Source organism: Aeribacillus sp. FSL K6-2848, from assembly GCF_038004325.1.
GTDB classification, from domain to species: domain Bacteria; phylum Bacillota; class Bacilli; order Bacillales; family Aeribacillaceae; genus Aeribacillus; species Aeribacillus composti.
Window position 1 is genome coordinate 2,257,473 of the sequence record NZ_JBBOQQ010000001.1, and the last position, 17,873, is coordinate 2,275,345.

Genomic DNA, 17,873 nt, shown 5'->3' on the forward strand with positions numbered 1-17,873 from the left:
GACCAGCACCCAATGATTCACCATCTCTTAGATCAAAGCAGATTTTAGTCTATGTATACCTTCTTCTATTTCCTCTATTGCTAGATTACCATAGCCTAAAATTATTTTATTTTGATGTATTCCTTTATGAATCGTATGAAGTTCTACTGGGTAAATTTTAACTTTATGTTCTACCATTATTTCCTGTACCTTTTCATTTGAGAACTCTATATTTTGAAATTCAACAATCAAATGCAGACCTGTTGAATCACCTGAAATTTTAACCTTAGTACCAAACTGTTCTACTAAACATTTTTTTAAATGATCACGACGTGTTTTATATATTTTTTTCATTTTTCTAATATGGCGTTCCAGATGTCTTTCATCTATGAAACGCGCAAGGGTGAGTTGTTCTAATGAAGGGGTGTGAAGATCCGTGAACCATTTTAAATCTTTACAACGTTTTGTTAAAGAATGAGGGAGAACTAAATACCCCAACCTTAGGGCAGGTGATAAGATCTTGCTGAAAGTTCCAATATAAATCACCCTGTTTGGATCAAGCCCCTGAAGTGAATTAATTGGCGCTCCTTGATAACGAAATTCACTGTCATAATCGTCTTCTACAATAAAACAATCAACTTTTCTGGCAAATTGGATTAACTGAATTCGACGCTGAATAGGCAACGTTCCCCCAAGCGGAAACTGATGAGATGGAGTAACAAAAATAAATCTTGGTTTTTTATTTGGGGGGATTAAATCCGTTTTCATACCGTGTTCATCTACAGGTATAGGGTGGAGCATTGCCCCAGTAGAAGAAAAAATGGTTTGAATTTCGTGTGTAATAGGATCTTCAATCATTACTTCATCCCCTGGTGAAAGAAGTAGTTTTGCTATAAGGGATAAGGCTTGTGTTGCTCCAGATGTAATAACTAGCTGATCAGGATAACAATGTACCCCCCTTGTTCTCTTTAGATACCGAGACAGGATATGACGCAGTTCAATTCTACCTTCAGGGTATCCATAGCCAAATACGGAATGTGGAGTTTCTATACACACTCGTTTAGCGATTTGTCCCCAATTATGCCTTGGAAACATGTCTAAAGCGGGGATACCGGAACGAAAATCTATAAAATCATTTCTTTCATCTTTCAAGTGCTGAATTTCAAAAAAAGATAAATAATCCGTTCTCTCTTGTTGACTTAAGTAGGCTCCTTCCGCAACATATGTTCCGGAACCTTGCCTTGCTTCAATGTATCCTTCTGCTAGCAATTGTTCATAAACTTCTACAACCACATTCCGTGATATGCCTAAATTGGAGGCTAGTTCACGGGTAGGTGGAAGACGCTCTCCAGCTACAAGTTCTCCTTTCAATATTTGTGTGCGAATTTGTTCATAAACTTGTCGTGTTAAAGGTATGTCTAATGTTCGATCAATCGTGATCCAGAGCATGCTTATTCCCCTTTTGTTTAAATTGGTACTATAAAAATCAATAATAATTGGTCCTTATCACTACCATTTTATCATGCTAAATTATTTAAAAAAGATAATATACATAAATTGGGGTACAAGATAAATAATCCTAATCGTTACGGGGGCGGGGGCAAAATGATCGTTGAAACCCAAGCAAAGGAGCAAAATCATCCCTTATTAAATTGGAATCAACACTTTTTATCATCCCTGGTATTTTTAGAACAACTTGAAATTGCTACTCTAGGCCCTTCTGGAACAAGTAGTGAGGCATCAGCTCAATACTTGCTTTCATCCTTAAAAAACAGTCATGGAAAGTATTCACTTTTTCCTACTTATGAAGAAGCTTATGAAAACTTAGTTTCAGGGACATCTAATATTCTTCTTGTAGCTAATGCCTACAAGGGAATAGATAAGTTTTACATGTCAAAAGATATCCAATTTTTATTTCCATTTGTCTTTGAAACACCTTTATACGGAGTTGCAAAAAGACCTTGTGAAGAATTGAATAGGAACCGTTCATTGGTTATTGCTACTCATCATGCTCCTTCTTGTCTTCTTCCTTGGTTCTTAGCCGATTTCGACATGAAATATGAGGTGTTATTTGTCAATTCAACAAGCGAAGCTGCTATCAAATTACAGAAAGGTGAAGTGGACCTTTGTTTAACAACTGTCAATGCAGCCCAAAAATATAACGTAGAATTCATTTCGCCGACCTGTACCATTTTAATGTTATGGTCCGTTTTTGGTAAAAAGTCAACAATCGTATCGTTCAAACTTTAACAATGGAGGAAAAAATCATGGAAATGAAATGTGTAATGGTTATTGATGCAGATTTACCTACAGGATTAATCTCAAATACTGCTGCGGTATTAGCCCTGACTTTGGGAAAGGAAATTGAGGGAATTATTGGTCCAACGGTAAAGGATGGAAGCGGTCATCCTCATGTAGGGATAACTACTACACCTATTCCTATTTTAAAAGGTGATTCCCTAAAAATTAAAGAGTTAAGGAACAAGTTATACGCAGAGGAATTTTCTGATTTATTTGTTGTAGATTTCACCAATGCGGCACAGACAACAAAAAGTTATGAGGAATATATCGAAAAAATTTCGACCTTATCAACAAACGATCTTGAGTATTTAGGATTGGCTTTATATGGAGACAAGAAAAAAGTGAATAAACTAACCGGAAGTATGGGGCTTCTCAGATAATAGGGGGAATCCAAGATGGGGAATCAAGTGAAAAATCAGTTAGACAATATGATTGTGATTCCAGGGGGGACTTTTCTTCGTGGCAGCAATGAATCGCCGGATGAACAACCAGTTAAATCCGTAACATTACACCCTTTTGCCATTGATAAAACACCAGTAACAAATAAACAATTTCGAGTATTTGTAGAAGCAGGCGGATATGAAAACCCTGTTTTCTGGCTTCCGAAAGGATGGGAGTATATCAAAACTAACAACATTAAATATCCAAATTATTGGTACGATGATCATTTTAATCAAGACGACCATCCTGTCACAGGAGTCAGTTGGTGGGAGGCAATGGCCTTTGCTACGTTTGTAGGCAAGACCTTACCGACCGAAGCGCAATGGGAGTACGCATGCAAAGGAACGGATCAACGAAAATATCCGTGGGGAAATGAAGAACCAACTTCTGATCATGCAAACTTTGCTGTTGACTGCGATCCCGAAGAATTGAACCGTAGCTCAACCTCTGTTTATGCTTTTCCAAAGAATAAGTCCTTTTTCGGATGTTTAGATATGGCGGGGAATTTTGCAGAATGGTGTTTGGATAATGTTTCTCTTAATTACGAATGGGATGAAACCGGAGTAAATCCATTATATCTTACGCAAGAAGAAGATTATCACATAGTTAGAGGTGGATGCGGACTACATAATGAAGATTTCATGAGATGTACAGCAAGAGATTACTATCCCGTTTCAGTCAGGGATAATCTAATTAGTTTTCGTTGTGTTATCAATCTTATTTAAGGAGAGAGGACTATGAATCCAATAGTTAAAACTCCAAATTTAGATCGAAAGCCATCTTCACTTCGTTATTATCAGGAAGGGCCACCAAAATCGGTTGATTTAAATACCTGGCGTCTATCAGTTACTGGATTAGTAGACAAAAAATTGAGTTTTACCTATCAAGATTTATTAGAGATGCCACAAATAGAAGAAAGCAGAAGAATGGTTTGTGTCTGTAATTGGAGTATTCGTCGGACGTGGAAAGGTGTTTTATTATCGAACATTATAGAAATGGCTGGAGTATCCCATCCTGAGAAGTATTATTTAAAGCAAACAAGTATAGGAACTAAGGAAAAAGGAGTTTATGAATCTACGATTCCTTTGGGTGATGCTCTTTCCAGACGGGCATTGATTGTTCACTCAGTTGATGGGGAACCTTTACCCATGGAACAAGGGTATCCTGTTCGATTATTTGATTTCGGTTTATACGGCTACAAAAACGTCAAAGGGTTGGCTCAATTAGAAGTGAGCGAAGAATATCAAATTGGGGAATGGGAACGCCGTGCAGGATATGACATAAATGGGATTGTCCGTCCTAAAAAGTACTGGATCGTTGATTTGAAAAAATGGCGTTTTGTAGAAAAGCCAGGTGAAGTCACGGAATTTTAGCTCAATTGATGAAAGGGGAATTTCATGAACTTAAAAAGAGATTTAGGATGGAAAGAAGCTACCTCTCTTGGCACTGGCGCTATGGTCGGTGCGGGTATTTTTATTCTTAGTGGTGTAGCAGCTGGTAAAGCAGGGCCGGCTGTGATGCTTGCTTTTGTAATCGCAGCAATCTTAGAAATTTTACTAGGACTATGTTACGCAGAATTAGCATCGAGATACCCTAGAGCAGGTGGTGCTTATGAATATGTGAGGCAAACAATGGGTTCATTTGTTGGGACGTTAATTGGATGGTCATATTGGGGAGCATGGCTTGCAGCAAGCAGTTTCGTTTCACAAGGGTTTGGTAACTACCTTAACTCCTTAACGGGTGCTCCTCCGTTGCTAAGTGCAGTGGTACTCCTTCTGGTTTTAGGATTTCTAAATATTTTGGGTATCAAGTTCAGCGGCGTTGTTCAAGTAGGAATTGTAGTTGTTGAAATCATCGTACTCCTTTTATTTTTTGCTCTAGGTTTTAGTCATGTGGATTATTCGCTATATACACCTTTTGCTCCTAACGGCTTTGAAGGAATTCTTGCCGCAGCATTAGTTGGTTTTCTTTCGATGGTTGGATGGGATGTGATTGTGGATGCAGGAGAAGAAATGAAAAATCCGAGTAAAACCATTCCAAAGGCTATTTTTTCATCCATTATCATCGTACTTTTTCTATACTGTGGTCTTTTATTCGTTTCGACAGGAGTCGTCCCTTGGCAGGAACTTGGATCATCAAAAGTACCGGTCGCTTTCGCAAGTCAGCAATTTTTAGGAGACTTCGGGCCGACCTTAGTTAGCATTGTGATTGTTATTGCTTTACCAGCCACAGCTAATGCTTTTATTATCTCGATTTCGAGAACTGCCTTTGCCATGGGCCGCAATGGATTTTTGCCGAAAAAAATTGGCTTTATACATCCTCGCTTCCAAACTCCGGTTTACGCTATATTACTAGGAGTTAGTATTCAAATTCTTTTTACATTGGTAAGTTCAATTAATATTGCAGTTAATGCAACAGGTTTTTTATATTTAATCACTTTTATTTTTACGATGATTGCCTTTTTTATCTCGAGAAGAAAAGCGACTCTTGAAAAAAAATCAACGCAGTTTTTAACTCCTTTTTATCCCTTTCTTCCAGCTTTAGCCTTAATCATCAGCCTTTGTTTACTAATTCCAGTTGGAGGGTCTGGCTTTTTTTCAGGATTGATATGGCTATCAATGGGGTTTTGTATCTATTTAATTCGTACTAAATCGATCAAAGCTACTGACAAAGTAAGAAGAAAAGAAAATGAGATCAAGATATCCTCCAATGAAGTGATCGACAGTGTTGTTGAGTGATTCTACCTTCGTGAGAAAGTGTAAATATAAAACCAAAAAAAACATTTTCAGGGAATCAAAATCTAAAAAATGAAACATTAATAGTCATAAAACCTTTTGTTGATTATGGATTAAAAGAAGCAGCTCTTACGTCATATGAACATGCATTAATCTATTTGAGGGAGAAGGCTTTGCACAAGTGATCGAAGAGCACGACCAGAGATTGCGCACGCGTTTCCCGACCGATGGTTGCAGCCAACTTCTCCATTTGATACAAGCGCCCCATTGGTGAAGCTGCCGGGGCGCTTGTCATGCTTTTGCGGAAACCGTTTATTTCACGGAAACAGGAAGCTTTTTCAATCCATAAATCGCTGTGCTGTTGCCGATTGGAACAGGGCGGCGATCCGATTGCCAAGAAAGGCGATCCACTCTTTGCAGGAGACTGGTTAAAGCGATGTTAGCTTCCAAACGCGCCAGGGGGCACCTAGGCAAAAGTGGATGCCTTGCCCAAACGCAAGGTGGTGGTTGGGCTTGCGATGAATGTCAAACACATGGGCGTTTTCGAATTGGTTTTCGTCACGATTGGCGGAACCAATCCAAGCCATTACGATTTCGCCTTTTTTCAACTTGTTGTTCCCTAATTCCGTGTCTTGTTTCACTCTGCGGATGATGACTTGGGCGGGTGAACGGTAACGTAGCGTCTCCTCGACCAGTTGGGAAACCAGGGCCGGATCATGTTTGACCTGTTCAAACACCAGCTTATGCTCGATGAGGCTGTATACCGCATTGGAAATTAAATTGGTTGTAGTCTCATTTCCCGCCACAAGCAATAAGTTGCAAAAGGCAATTAGTTCTTGGCTGGACAGTTTCGCTTCCTCTTCCTTCGCTTTGATGAGGATCGAGATGAGGTCATTTCCTGGATGTGCCCGTTTTTCTTCAATGATTTGCTCAAAAAAAGGCGCTTAATTCCGCTTCGGTTCTGTTGCGGATCTCTTTGAATTTGGCCAAGTGTTCGGGGTGATCGTTCTCGGGGGAACTGACCAGCGTATCCGACCAGTCTTTGAACCGTTTCATTTCGGACGATGGAACACCCAACATCTCGGCAATGACAATCACGGGCAAAGGATAAGAGAAATCATTTACAATATCAAATTCCGATTGCCCTTGGACCGAATTGAGCAGTTCCACTGCAATCTCATGAATACGGGGTTCCCACTCTCTCATTACTTTGGGAGTAAAGGAGCGACTTACTATGGAGCGGATATCGGTGTGCTTGGGCGGGTCCATGGCAATGATGCTTTGTGAAAGTAAACTCTGCCCTCTTCGCGGAATGACATTTGAGAAAAATTCCTTATCCTCCAATACCCTTTTGACATCTTTATAGAGGAAAACATTCCACATGCCTGCCTTGTCATTGTAATAAACGGGGGTTTGTTTCCTCATTTCTTCATACCACAGGAAAGGATCATAGGGGTCTATTTTCCCACGCAAATAACTGCTGGGGATCAGTCTGACATCCATCGTTCGATTTTCCATGAGTTTCCCTCCAAAGTGAGATCAATTTGAAAAGATAAGACTCTTTTATTGTGCGACATGGGTATTAACGGCTTCCCTCTGCGCCCTCGAGAGAAAAGGGACATCTCTTTTGGAATAGGCAGGTCTCCGTGTTCATCATGCCCAATGAATTACTCTACTACTGCCCTCGCGAAGCGCACATGTTTACTCGCATAATAGCCGTCCGTTCGACTCTGAAAATAGCGTTCTTGAATATCGGATGGGCTTAAGTTCTCATGAAGACGGAGCCCTAAACTTTCCAGTTCAAAAGCCAGTGTTGACGGGTCAAAGGTCGTTTTAATCGGCTCTCCTATCTTTCGTAAATTCTCCTGTATCTTTTTCATATATGGAGTAGCTTCTTCTGGTACAAAGTAATCGAAAATAACCGCACTGCCCACGGGGGCAATATCGGTAATGGAACGCAGCGTTGCGAACACTTCGTTTTGAGTTAAGTACATTGTGACACCTAGCCAACTAAAAAAACTTTTAGTCTGCAAGTCATACGAAGTTCCCTTGAGTGCATCAGCCAAACTCTCCTTTGTGAAATCTACAGGTACAAAATGAAGATTTGATGGGATTTCCCATTCTAATTCAGCCAGTCGATTAAGTTTGAAGGCTTGTGTGGCCGGGTGGTCAACTTCAAATACCTGAACCTGACTTAGGAGATCTGGACGACGAAAAGCAAAAGTATCCAACCCAGCTCCGAGTATCACATACTGCTCCACCCCTTGTTTTACAGCCTGATCAAGGTTATCTTCCGTATATCTTGAACGGCTAAGGACATTAGGTAACCCCATGGCTTGCAATAAAGACGGCAAGGTATTTGTCGCCTGGTCGGAGCATGCCAAGATACTTTCAGGAACATTAATCTGGAGAGCCCTAGAAAATCCTTGTTCAATGAGTGCACGTCTTTCCTCTGGAATCAAACGATAGGCTAGAAAGTCATCAAAAATTTTTGGGGTATCATTCATGGCATGGTAGGCACGTAAGTAGGCGGTCATTATTGCGGTAAGACTGACTTGGTTTTTTTCATTTGAATATCCTCCTTTTTAGATGCATCAACGGACTCGATGGCATTGCTTTTTCAATAAGTTGAAAATCCTCAAGCGATTGCAAATATCTCTGTGTGGTGGATATATCAGAATGACCCAACAACTTAGAAAGTGTATAAATGTCTATCCCATTTAAAATACATTGAACTGCAAAAAAATGTCTAAATGTATGCGGACTTACTCTTTTATCTTTAATTCCTGCACGTCTAGCAGCTTCTTTAATGATGTTGTCTAAGCCAACATGCGAAATTAAATCGCCTTTGTATGACAAAAAGTAGTAGTTTGGATTAAAATATTTATCCCTGAAATATTCCTTTTTGATCCGCTCATATTTTATAAGAATTTTCTTTAACGCAGGGCTGATAAATATATAACGTTCTTTGTTACCTTTTCCATTGACGAGAATTGTGGTTTCTTTTACATTCTTTGTTTCTAATTGTCTTAATTCCATTGCACGCAGTCCACAGTCGGCAAGCATAGCAATAATTGCCTTGTTGCGTGCTTCAAAATAACTCTTATAAGTAAAAGAATTAATCATTTTATCAACTTCTTCTGCTGTGAAGCCCTTTAATACCTTTTTTGGCAGTTTAGGAGTTTCCACTTTTTTTGCTATATTTTCTTTTAAATACTCCTCTTCTTTACACCAAGAAAAGAATGCCCGGATTATCTTAAACATGGAAACAATGCTTTGTGGCTGTAACCCTGATTTTTGTTTTAATCTCACATATGCTTTTAAATCATACGTTGTAATACTTTCTAACTCTGTAATGCCACGTTTTTCCAATAAAAAATTTTTTAATTGTTTTAGTTCTTGACGTTTGTTTTTTATTGTCTTTTCTGTGAACCCTTTAGCTAAACAATAATAGTCATATTCCGATAAAACATCTTCTAACAACACAAAAAAACCACCCTTTCTGCTTAAGTTTTCACAGAAAAAAGTGGTTTGTTTTTAAATATGAAAGATAAAGCAATTTTAAGCGAAAAATCGTGAAGAAAAATAAACCAAAATAAGGGCATTTTTTTGATTTTTTGCTTAAAAAATGAAGGATAAACCTGCTAAAAAACCAATCATATCAAGGTTTCTGACACATTTCATTATTTTAATTGATTTTGCATCGCTTTCATCATTTGATTGATTTTCTTCTGGGACGGTTTCATTCCCATTTGCATCATCATCATTTTCAACATTTGTTCGTTAATAGGTGGATTTTTCTTCAAATAATTCATCATATACTTTCGAGCGATAAAAAAGCCTAGCGCTACGCCGGCAAGTAATGCCAGAACAGCGATTAATATCGCCAGCCAAAGTTCCATCTTATTTCCTCCTTCATGTTGTCTATCATACAGTGTACTAAACCATATGACATTATACAATATTTCATTAGCAAATTTCCGCAACTTTAGACAAATTTTCTTTCTTTAATCGGACTCAGCCACCCGTATCGTTCATTTGTAAAATCCATGGCAAAAAAATAAGGATCAAATTTTCCCAATATATCAAAAAACAATAACTCACCGTCAAAGCTGCCGGTACAAATCATTTCAATATACCGTTCCTTTAAAACCATAGTAGCTTGTCCTTTTTGATTTTCCATTTGGATGGCGTGAATCGATGATACCTTTTGATAATGGTTTCGGTGAGACAAGAATGACTGAAGCAGCAAATCTATTTCTGAAATGGGAATGGCTCTTGAAATATAATTGACTTGCCTTTCCAATTGTTCAAAAATAGGATGCGTTTTCCTTGTCCAAAAAAATTCTTGATATAACTGAAAAATTTTCGATTCCCTATGATAAAAATGCTCAGCAAATTCCTTTTTTATCAAATACAAATAAAAGTGCCTCATGCGCTCACCTCATTGTTACATTCCTTTTTTGCTATTATAAAGCAAGGAATGTAAAAGGTTTGTCTTATGGTGGCGGATAGAGGCACTAATTTTGGCGATTATTTCCGAACTAATTCTTTTACTTTTTCGACAACATTTTCAACAGTAAAACCGTACTCGCTTATAATTTTTTCCCCAGGTGCAGATGCTCCAAACTTGTCGATAGCTAAGATTTCACCTTCAGATCCGACATAGCGCTCCCAGCCAAGCGAAGATGCCATTTCGATCGCAAGACGCTTCGTTACGCTGCTAGGAAGAACTGATTCTTTATAATCTTTTGATTGCTTTTCAAAACGGTCCCATGACGGCATGCTGACGACTTGCACATCAATTCCATCGGATGCAAGAATTTGTTGAGCTTTAATAGCTAATGCTACTTCTGAACCTGATGCAAGTAGAAGAGCATCCGGTTGATCCGATTTCGCCGGTGAAATGACATAAGCGCCTTTTGCAACACCTTCTTCAGCATTTTCTTTCGTACCTTTAATAGTTTCTAAATTTTGGCGCGTTAATACTAATGCAGTCGGTGTTGATTTAGATTCCAGCGCAGCCTTCCACGCAGCTCTTGTTTCATTTCCATCAGCTGGACGAATGACAGAAAGATTCGGCATTGCTCTCAAAGAAGCTAATTGTTCAATCGGCTCATGTGTTGGTCCGTCTTCTCCAACCGCTATGCTGTCATGAGTGAACACGTAAGTTACAGGGAGATTCATTAATGCTGCTAAACGAATCGCTGGCCGCAAATAGTCAGAGAAAACAAAGAACGTTCCGCCAAAAACACGTAAACCTCCATGCAGAGCCATACCGTTCAATGCTGCTCCCATGGCAAACTCTCTGACACCAAACCAAATGTTTCGTCCGCTGTAATCTTCCGCAGAAAAGTCTCCTGAACCTTTTATTGTCGTCTTGTTTGATCCAGCTAAGTCTGCAGATCCCCCAAAGAAATAAGGAACTTTTTCAGCTATTGCATTTAATACTTCTCCAGAAGAAGAACGGGTTGCAACGCTTTTTCCTTCTTCATAAAAAGGTAAAGATTGATCCCAATTTTCTGGCAATTCACCATTGATTGCTGCCTTTAACTCTTTTGCAAGTTCAGGATATTCTTTCTCATACTTTTCAAACAAATTATTCCATTCAATTTCTTTCTGCTTTCCACGTTCTTTTACATTTTTCTCAAAATGCTCATAAACTTCTGCTGGAACATAGAAATCTTCTTCAAATGTCCATGCATAGGCTTCTTTTGTCAATTTTGCCTCTTCTGGACCTAACGGCGAACCATGAACGGAAGAAGTGCCTGCTTTATTCGGCGAACCATATCCGATTGTTGTTTTTACTTCAATTAATGTCGGTCGTTGTTCATCCAATTTGGCTTCTTCAATGGCTTTCGAAATCTCTTCAATGTTGTTGCCGTCCTCAACGCGCAGCACTTGCCAGCCCATAGATTTAAAGCGCTCTTCTACATTTTCTGAGAATGATTTATTTAAATCCCCATCTAGGGAAATATCATTCGAATCATAAAGAACAATTAATCGTCCAAGCTTCAAGTGACCAGCTAAGGAAGCTGCTTCAGAGGAAATCCCTTCCATTAAGTCACCGTCACCGCATATGACGTATGTGTAATGATCAACAATATTGTATCCTTCTTTATTGTATGTAGCTGCTAAATGACGTTCTGCCATCGCCATTCCAACGGCCATTGCTATTCCTTGGCCTAATGGTCCAGTTGTTGCGTCAACGCCAGGTGTATGTCCGTATTCAGGATGTCCAGGTGTTTTGCTTCCCCATTGACGAAACGATTTAATATCATCCATGGAAAGATCATAACCCGATAAATGAAGCAAGCTGTAAAGCAGCATCGAACCATGTCCGGCAGATAAAACAAAGCGATCTCGATTAAACCAATTAGGGTTTTCAGGGTTAATGTTCATAAATTTCGTCCACAGCGCATAAGCCATTGGTGCGGCGCCCATTGGCATTCCAGGATGTCCGGAATTCGCCTTTTCAATCGCGTCAATGGATAATGTTCGAATCGTCATGATGGATAAATCTTGAATGGAATGAGTCACCATTATCATCCTCTCATCTGTATTTTCAGTTTATAATCTTATCTTTATTGTTGCAATAAGGCAACACCCATCCGTTAATGCAGCCTTTTATTTTTAAATTTTTTCAATTTTTCCGGTGTAACATCATTACCTTTCGGATCAATCACTGTAACATTTTTTAAGGTGTTTTGAAAATCCCAACGAAACGACTCTAAATATTCCTGCCTTAATTGCTGCTGCTCTAGCTTTTCCTCTTGCGTCAATCCTTCTGACTTAGACTTTTTAGATAGTTCATTAATACGGTTAAGTTTTTCTTTTGAAATCATAAGCTGAACCCCTTGTATATTTTTGCCGCGCTCTTTTATCATACTAAATGCAACCACTAATGACAACAATTATTGCTATGATTCGCCTTTTTCTGACAAAAATTGTTGATATCTGCGATGAACAGTAGCTTTTGAAACATCATAGCCGAATCCTCTTAATGTTGCCGCTATTTCTGAAAATGTCAGGCCGTTTTTCCGCAATCGGTCAATCTCCTCGATCGGAACTTCTTTTCGCTCTCTTTTATAGGAAGAATTTCTATTCTTTAAATTTTTTTCAGGCCTGTACCCATTTTGTATAGCTCTCAACATTCCCCGCTTTATTTTCAAATTATGAATTTTTCGTTGATATTCTTCCACAATTCCTATAATTTCAAGCACCATCGTGTCTGATTCAGACAGTTCCATCTCCCCGCGATGGGCAGCGGTGAAAATTTTCACGCCTTGTTTCAAAATGGAATGGACAATGGCGATTTTGGCATTTCCTCTGCCAATTCTTGTTTCATCCTGTATTAATACCGCTTCAATTTCTTTCTCCTCAATCAATTCCAGCAGTTGAAAAACCCCTTCACGATCAACATCATACCCGCTCGCTTTTTCTTCTATCACTTCAACAACTTCCATACCGTTTTCAGCTGCGAGCTTTAACAGCTCGTCTTTTTGTCTTTTCAAAGATGTTTCCTGCTCTGCCTTTTCAGTGCTGACTCTTGCATAAACGACTGCTCTCATGTTAAATGCTCCTTGCGGTTATTCTTTGTTTGCCAAATATTCAGCATTGTAGTATTTATTTTTTTCAATCGGAATGACGATTGTTTCCCCCGGTTTTACAACAAGGCTTTGGAGATTGTTTCGCTCCTGAACCCATTTTACAAACTCTGAATGAGACATATTGTCATATTCTTTATATTCATCAGCGATTTTCCACAAACTGTCCCCTTCCTTCACTTGAACCTCCATATAATGATCGAGCTCTTCCCTTTCTCCAGTATACGAAATCGCCAAAACTGCCGCCATGATGACAAGGAAAAAAGAAACGATGTAAGACCATGATAATTTATCCATTAAGAACCGCCCCCTGAAACAGAATATTTGTTCGGTTTTTGTTTTTAAGTATAAAAGGGAACACATGTTTCTGTCAAGCAAATATTCGAACTTACGTTTGCTTTTTTGGAAAAATCATGCTATAATCGACACAAATTGATATGACTGAGGTGCTTGACATGTCAACAAAATTATCTAAGAGACAACAAGATATTTTGAACTTCATTAAGGAGGAAGTAAAAAAGAAAGGATACCCTCCCTCTGTAAGAGAAATCGGCGAAGCGGTCGGTCTTGCCTCCAGTTCAACTGTTCACGGGCATTTAGCAAAGCTTGAGAGCAAAGGACTGATTAGAAGAGACCCCACAAAGCCGAGAGCCATTGAAATTTTGGACGATGATGGCAGCCACCTTCTAACAAACAATGTGATCAACGTGCCGGTCATCGGAAAAGTGACGGCTGGTATTCCGATCACTGCCGTTGAAAACATCGAAGAATATTTTCCGCTTCCGAATCATATTGCATCAGGTGATGATCAACTTTTCATGCTTGAAGTAGTCGGAGAAAGCATGATCGAAGCAGGCATTCTGGACGGAGATTTAGTTATTGTCAGACAACAGCAAACAGCCAATAACGGCGACATCGTTGTCGCGCTCACAGACGACAATGAAGCGACCGTAAAAAGGTTTTTCAAAGAAAAAGACTTTATACGGCTTCAGCCGGAAAACCCAACAATGGAACCGATTATTTTAAAAAATGTGACAATACTCGGAAAAGTGATCGGGCTATACCGTTCCATACACTGAATATTCGATGTCTCAAAACAGGTGAGGCATCCTTTTTCTTTTTATAAAATTTTCAACATTCCCTCTCTTAGCGATGTTAAATTTTTAAAAATGTTTTCTAATCAATATGTATGCAGACAAGCTAGATTCAATGAAACAAATTTCAGGCGCCTTCTCCGCGCCTGCATGCAAAGCTATTATGCAACAATTCTCAACAGTCATTGTTTTTTGATTTATTTTGTTGTAGAATTTTTTATTGTAGATTTCGCTTCCTTAGCCAGTGCCGGGATGATTTACTGAATTGTTTGAATTCTTCTAACTGCTTAAATTTTAGGTATAGGAGAGGTGCTATGAATCAATTACTTATGAAACAAAGTGAACTGGAAAATGCAAAGCAATATGTCAATGAAGTATTTCAATCCGTGCAAGAAAAAAATCCGAATGAGCCTGAGTTTCTTCAAGCTGTAAAAGAAATATTTGACTCGCTTGTGCCTGTATTTGCTCAACATCCTACATATATAAAGCACGGAATACTTGAAAGAATTGTTGAGCCGGAAAGATTGATCATTTTTCGCGTTCCATGGGTGGATGACGAAGGAAAAGTGCGTGTAAACCGCGGATTTAGAGTGCAATATAATAGTGCAATTGGGCCATATAAAGGAGGCTTGCGCTTTCACCCGACCGTCAACGCCAGCATTATTAAATTTTTAGGATTTGAACAAATCTTCAAAAATTCATTGACTGGGCAGCCGATCGGCGGAGGAAAAGGCGGATCTGATTTTGATCCGAAAGGTAAATCAGATGGGGAAATTATGAGATTTACACAAAGCTTTATGACAGAGCTTTACAAACATATTGGACCAGATATTGACGTTCCTGCCGGTGATATTGGAGTTGGCGCAAGAGAGATCGGATACTTGTTTGGCCAATATAAAAGAATACGCGGCGGATTTGAAGCTGGGGTGTTAACCGGAAAAGGCATTGGGTACGGCGGAAGCTTAGCGAGAACCGAAGCGACAGGTTATGGAACTGTTTATTTTGTTGAAGAAATGCTTAATGACCATGGATTAAGCTTCAAAGGAAGCACAGTTGTTGTCTCTGGTTCTGGGAACGTTGCCATATATGCGATTGAAAAAGCAACACAATTAGGTGCAAAAGTTGTCGCATGCAGCGACTCTGATGGCTACATTTTTGATAAAAATGGAATTAATCTTGAAACGGTTAGAAGGTTAAAAGAAGTTGAAAGAAAAAGAATTAAAGAATATGTAAATGAACATCCTCATGCAGAATATTATGAAGGCTGTTCCGGAATTTGGTCCATTCCATGCGATATTGCCCTCCCATGCGCTACTCAAAATGAAATCGATAAAAAAGCAGCTGAACTCCTTGTTTCCAACGGACTCAAAGCTGTTGGAGAAGGCGCCAACATGCCGTCTACATTAGAAGCGATCGACGTGTTTTTATCAAACAATATTCTTTTTGGACCTGCAAAAGCTGCTAACGCAGGCGGAGTTGCTGTTTCAGCATTAGAAATGGCTCAAAACAGCGCAAGATTGTCTTGGAGCTTTGAAGATGTCGACGCAAAATTACGTGATATCATGAAGAACATTTACCGAAATTGCGTCAACGCTGCAAATGAATACGGCTGCTCCGGAAATCTTGTCGTCGGCGCTAACATTGCAGGATTTAAAAAAGTCGCTGATGCAATGGTAGAACAAGGAGTCATTTAAAAGATAGAAAAATGGTCATTTCCATCATTTATTCTTTATAGTGAGTAAACATATATGATAATCGCTAAAGCTTTACCTAACCTGCTTTGGCGATTCATCATGCTCACTATAATACCCCATCTTAACTTGAGTGAATAGAAATTGACATCACACCGATCCAAATTCACTCTTCTTTATTTCCACGATTGGATCAAATTTTTCTCTATCAGTGTATCCCATTCAATGAGAGAATTGAAGTTTTATGTCAGATTATCTTACATATTTTTTTACGCTGATGCCTGGACTGATTGTCTCTTGCTTTTTAATTAAAAAAGACAGATTGCGCTGATGTTCGTTTTTCTGCTTCTTCTCTTCTTTACTCTCAATATTTTGTATCATTAAGTATAAAATTTATAGAAACAAAGTAACTGCTATTAAAATTGATTTTTCCAATTAAAACATTTTATTATTGATGTGGTTGCCCCTTTTATCCAGCGCCAACAACCTTCAGCACAAATACTTGTTCATCTAAAAAACACCGAATACGACCCGCCCTTCCTCCAAATGAAACGGCGGTATTTTCACTGACTGACTTTGGATAAGACGATTCGTTGACGATGTACTACCGACTTTACATGCATCACGTAAAAATGCTAAACTGAACGCAGACAAAATCGACATGCGCCCTAACCGAAAATACAGATCTTTTGCAACGCAAACATATTTCTGGAAGTCATTCGGGGGGGGAACAAAATGATTTATCATTTAGCAGGAAAACTTGCAATATTGATCATTAAAATTTTTAGTTTGCTAGAAGTCAAAGGCAAGCAGCATATTCCGGCAGACCATCGTTTTATTGTTACATGCTCTCATCGCAGCTGGGTAGATGTAGTCTTGCTCGCCGCAGCACTTTTTCCAATTCATGTCCATTATATGGCCAAAAAAGAATTGTTTCAGAACACGCTCATAGGTTGGTTTTTGAAAAAGATGCATGCTTTTCCAGTTAATCGTGAAAATCCTGGACCGAGCGCACTAAAAATTCCTTTGAAACTGTTAAAAGAAAATAAAGTTGTTGGAATTTTCCCGAGCGGCACAAGAACAGACGAGGAAGTTCCTTTAAAAAGAGGCGCGGTTACAATTGCGATGAAAGCCGGCGTTCCCATATTGCCTGCAACCTATCATGGTCCAAAAAGTTTAAAAGATTTTTTTGCCGGGAAAAAAGCTGTCGTTGCATTTGGCGAACCAATCTATTTAGAGAAAAATGCAAATCAAATTGATGATGCGCTTCAACAGCTTGAACATAAGCTGAAAGCTCTTGAAAAAAGCATAAACGACTAAACATTGACGTTTCTGATCAGCTTGTCATTTTTAGACAAACTGATCAGAAAGCTAAAGGCGAAGTAAAGTTCTGATATTTTCATTTATCGATCTAGTTCGATCCACTTATTTGTCTTCAAAGGCGGTTTGTACGCACGAAGTTTATCTATTAATATAGAGGGATTGTCTGCAAAAATCATAAACTGTTTATGCGTTTCAGGCATGAAGCCTCCCTCTACCGCATTCTCAATCATCTGTTTTACCGGCGTGTAATAGTCATCGATATTTAACAACGCCACAGGCTTTTCATGAATCCCAAGCTGCCCCCAGCTAACCGCTTCAAATATTTCCTCAAAAGTACCATAGCCTCCGGGAAGAGCAATGAACGCATCTGAAAGCTCTCCCATTTTTGCTTTCCGCTCATGCATATCATTGACTTCATAAAGCTGAGTGAGATGCTTGTGGACAACCTCTCCTTGAAATAAATTCGTCGGCATAACGCCCAATACGGTGCCTCCTAACTCTAATACGGTGTTTGCAATCACTCCCATCAGACCAATGCTGGAGCCTCCATATACGAGCTCAAGCCTGTTTTTTACCAATTCTTCTCCCAGTTTGATAGCTGCTTCTTTATACTTAGGATTTGTTCCCGGATTCGATCCTGCAAAAACACAAACACGTCTCATATTACCACTCCTGCTTCTTCTCTAAACGTTCTGACGAATG

18 protein-coding genes and 1 pseudogene are annotated in these 17,873 nt (G+C 39.1%); 8 read left to right on the forward strand and 11 right to left on the reverse strand.

Features of this window, described 5'->3' with window-relative positions; genetic code table 11:
• Positions 1 to 27: 27 nt before the first annotated feature.
• Entirely contained in the window at positions 28 to 1,428 is a 1,401-nt protein-coding gene (gene pdxR, locus NSS70_RS10925; protein WP_339209809.1) for a MocR-like pyridoxine biosynthesis transcription factor PdxR, read from the reverse strand.
• A gap of 156 nt (positions 1,429 to 1,584) precedes the next feature.
• Here pdxR and NSS70_RS10930 point away from each other — a divergent pair, with 156 nt between their 5' ends.
• From NSS70_RS10930 to NSS70_RS10950, 5 genes are read left to right on the forward strand one after another with little or no spacing between them, the layout of a single operon-like run.
• Positions 1,585 to 2,229, forward strand: a complete 645-nt coding sequence (locus tag NSS70_RS10930; protein ID WP_339209810.1) for a bacilysin biosynthesis protein BacA — start codon at positions 1,585 to 1,587, stop codon at positions 2,227 to 2,229.
• Positions 2,230 to 2,246: 17 nt separating this feature from the next.
• Positions 2,247 to 2,660 (forward strand): DUF2000 domain-containing protein, encoded by a 414-nt coding sequence (locus NSS70_RS10935; protein WP_003353594.1) that lies wholly within the window; start codon positions 2,247 to 2,249, stop codon positions 2,658 to 2,660.
• Between the two features lie 15 nt (positions 2,661 to 2,675).
• Complete coding sequence (locus tag NSS70_RS10940) at positions 2,676 to 3,446, forward strand: formylglycine-generating enzyme family protein (protein WP_339209811.1); 771 nt, start codon at positions 2,676 to 2,678, stop codon at positions 3,444 to 3,446.
• Positions 3,447 to 3,458: 12 nt separating this feature from the next.
• The gene (locus tag NSS70_RS10945) at positions 3,459 to 4,094 is read left to right on the forward strand and encodes a molybdopterin-dependent oxidoreductase (protein WP_339209812.1); all 636 of its coding nucleotides are present in this window, start codon (positions 3,459 to 3,461) and stop codon (positions 4,092 to 4,094) included.
• 24 nt (positions 4,095 to 4,118) lie between these two features.
• Positions 4,119 to 5,459 carry an APC family permease gene (locus NSS70_RS10950; RefSeq protein WP_339209813.1) on the forward strand — a complete coding sequence of 447 codons (1,341 nt, stop codon included), beginning with the start codon at positions 4,119 to 4,121 and terminating at the stop codon, positions 5,457 to 5,459.
• 309 nt (positions 5,460 to 5,768) lie between these two features.
• Here the strand turns inward: NSS70_RS10950 and NSS70_RS10955 are convergent.
• From NSS70_RS10955 to yneA, 9 genes and pseudogenes are all read right to left on the reverse strand, one after another.
• Positions 5,769 to 6,974, reverse strand: a pseudogene (locus NSS70_RS10955) (cytochrome P450).
• Positions 6,975 to 7,123: 149 nt separating this feature from the next.
• The gene (locus NSS70_RS10960; protein ID WP_340881563.1) at positions 7,124 to 7,993 is read right to left on the reverse strand and encodes a class I SAM-dependent methyltransferase; all 870 of its coding nucleotides are present in this window, start codon (positions 7,991 to 7,993) and stop codon (positions 7,124 to 7,126) included.
• 28 nt (positions 7,994 to 8,021) lie between these two features.
• On the reverse strand, positions 8,022 to 8,942 hold the full coding sequence (locus tag NSS70_RS10965; protein WP_339209817.1) for a tyrosine-type recombinase/integrase: 921 nt from the start codon (positions 8,940 to 8,942) through the stop codon (positions 8,022 to 8,024).
• Positions 8,943 to 9,139: 197 nt separating this feature from the next.
• Complete coding sequence (locus tag NSS70_RS10970) at positions 9,140 to 9,358, reverse strand: YneF family protein (RefSeq protein ID WP_063388294.1); 219 nt, start codon at positions 9,356 to 9,358, stop codon at positions 9,140 to 9,142.
• A gap of 86 nt (positions 9,359 to 9,444) precedes the next feature.
• Entirely contained in the window at positions 9,445 to 9,876 is a 432-nt protein-coding gene (gene sirA / locus NSS70_RS10975; RefSeq protein WP_157727967.1) for a sporulation inhibitor of replication protein SirA, read from the reverse strand.
• 113 nt (positions 9,877 to 9,989) lie between these two features.
• A complete protein-coding gene (gene tkt / locus NSS70_RS10980) occupies positions 9,990 to 11,999 on the reverse strand; it encodes a transketolase (protein WP_066251217.1) in 2,010 nt (669 codons plus the stop codon).
• Between the two features lie 71 nt (positions 12,000 to 12,070).
• On the reverse strand, positions 12,071 to 12,301 hold the full coding sequence (locus NSS70_RS10985) for a DUF896 domain-containing protein (RefSeq protein ID WP_340881566.1): 231 nt from the start codon (positions 12,299 to 12,301) through the stop codon (positions 12,071 to 12,073).
• A 75-nt stretch (positions 12,302 to 12,376) separates the two neighbouring features.
• Positions 12,377 to 13,027: a YneB family resolvase-like protein gene (locus tag NSS70_RS10990; RefSeq protein WP_339196272.1), complete on the reverse strand. Its 651-nt coding sequence runs from the start codon at positions 13,025 to 13,027 to the stop codon at positions 12,377 to 12,379.
• A gap of 18 nt (positions 13,028 to 13,045) precedes the next feature.
• A complete protein-coding gene (gene yneA, locus NSS70_RS10995; RefSeq protein ID WP_339196274.1) occupies positions 13,046 to 13,360 on the reverse strand; it encodes a cell division suppressor protein YneA in 315 nt (104 codons plus the stop codon).
• A gap of 158 nt (positions 13,361 to 13,518) precedes the next feature.
• Between yneA and lexA the strand changes: the two genes are divergently transcribed.
• From lexA to NSS70_RS11010, 3 genes are all read left to right on the forward strand, one after another.
• On the forward strand, positions 13,519 to 14,142 hold the full coding sequence (gene lexA, locus NSS70_RS11000; RefSeq protein ID WP_063388299.1) for a transcriptional repressor LexA: 624 nt from the start codon (positions 13,519 to 13,521) through the stop codon (positions 14,140 to 14,142).
• 329 nt (positions 14,143 to 14,471) lie between these two features.
• Positions 14,472 to 15,851, forward strand: a complete 1,380-nt coding sequence (gene gdhA, locus NSS70_RS11005; RefSeq protein WP_327862970.1) for an NADP-specific glutamate dehydrogenase — start codon at positions 14,472 to 14,474, stop codon at positions 15,849 to 15,851.
• A 732-nt stretch (positions 15,852 to 16,583) separates the two neighbouring features.
• On the forward strand, positions 16,584 to 17,168 hold the full coding sequence (locus NSS70_RS11010; RefSeq protein WP_066251223.1) for a lysophospholipid acyltransferase family protein: 585 nt from the start codon (positions 16,584 to 16,586) through the stop codon (positions 17,166 to 17,168).
• An 83-nt stretch (positions 17,169 to 17,251) separates the two neighbouring features.
• Here the strand turns inward: NSS70_RS11010 and NSS70_RS11015 are convergent, their stop codons facing one another.
• Positions 17,252 to 17,833: an LOG family protein gene (locus NSS70_RS11015; RefSeq protein WP_066251226.1), complete on the reverse strand. Its 582-nt coding sequence runs from the start codon at positions 17,831 to 17,833 to the stop codon at positions 17,252 to 17,254.
• Positions 17,834 to 17,873: the final 40 nt, after the last annotated feature.

Coding starts and splice junctions, on each gene's coding strand:
- pdxR (WP_339209809.1), bottom strand. CDS start 1,428: ATGCTCTGGATCACGATTGATCGAACATTAGACATACCTTTAACACGA.
- NSS70_RS10930 (WP_339209810.1), top strand. CDS start 1,585: ATGATCGTTGAAACCCAAGCAAAGGAGCAAAATCATCCCTTATTAAAT.
- NSS70_RS10935 (WP_003353594.1), top strand. CDS start 2,247: ATGGAAATGAAATGTGTAATGGTTATTGATGCAGATTTACCTACAGGA.
- NSS70_RS10940 (WP_339209811.1), top strand. CDS start 2,676: ATGGGGAATCAAGTGAAAAATCAGTTAGACAATATGATTGTGATTCCA.
- NSS70_RS10945 (WP_339209812.1), top strand. CDS start 3,459: ATGAATCCAATAGTTAAAACTCCAAATTTAGATCGAAAGCCATCTTCA.
- NSS70_RS10950 (WP_339209813.1), top strand. CDS start 4,119: ATGAACTTAAAAAGAGATTTAGGATGGAAAGAAGCTACCTCTCTTGGC.
- NSS70_RS10960 (WP_340881563.1), bottom strand. CDS start 7,993: ATGACCGCCTACTTACGTGCCTACCATGCCATGAATGATACCCCAAAA.
- NSS70_RS10970 (WP_063388294.1), bottom strand. CDS start 9,358: ATGGAACTTTGGCTGGCGATATTAATCGCTGTTCTGGCATTACTTGCC.
- tkt (WP_066251217.1), bottom strand. CDS start 11,999: ATGGTGACTCATTCCATTCAAGATTTATCCATCATGACGATTCGAACA.
- NSS70_RS10985 (WP_340881566.1), bottom strand. CDS start 12,301: ATGATTTCAAAAGAAAAACTTAACCGTATTAATGAACTATCTAAAAAG.
- NSS70_RS10990 (WP_339196272.1), bottom strand. CDS start 13,027: ATGAGAGCAGTCGTTTATGCAAGAGTCAGCACTGAAAAGGCAGAGCAG.
- yneA (WP_339196274.1), bottom strand. CDS start 13,360: ATGGATAAATTATCATGGTCTTACATCGTTTCTTTTTTCCTTGTCATC.
- lexA (WP_063388299.1), top strand. CDS start 13,519: ATGTCAACAAAATTATCTAAGAGACAACAAGATATTTTGAACTTCATT.
- gdhA (WP_327862970.1), top strand. CDS start 14,472: ATGAATCAATTACTTATGAAACAAAGTGAACTGGAAAATGCAAAGCAA.
- NSS70_RS11010 (WP_066251223.1), top strand. CDS start 16,584: ATGATTTATCATTTAGCAGGAAAACTTGCAATATTGATCATTAAAATT.
- NSS70_RS11015 (WP_066251226.1), bottom strand. CDS start 17,833: ATGAGACGTGTTTGTGTTTTTGCAGGATCGAATCCGGGAACAAATCCT.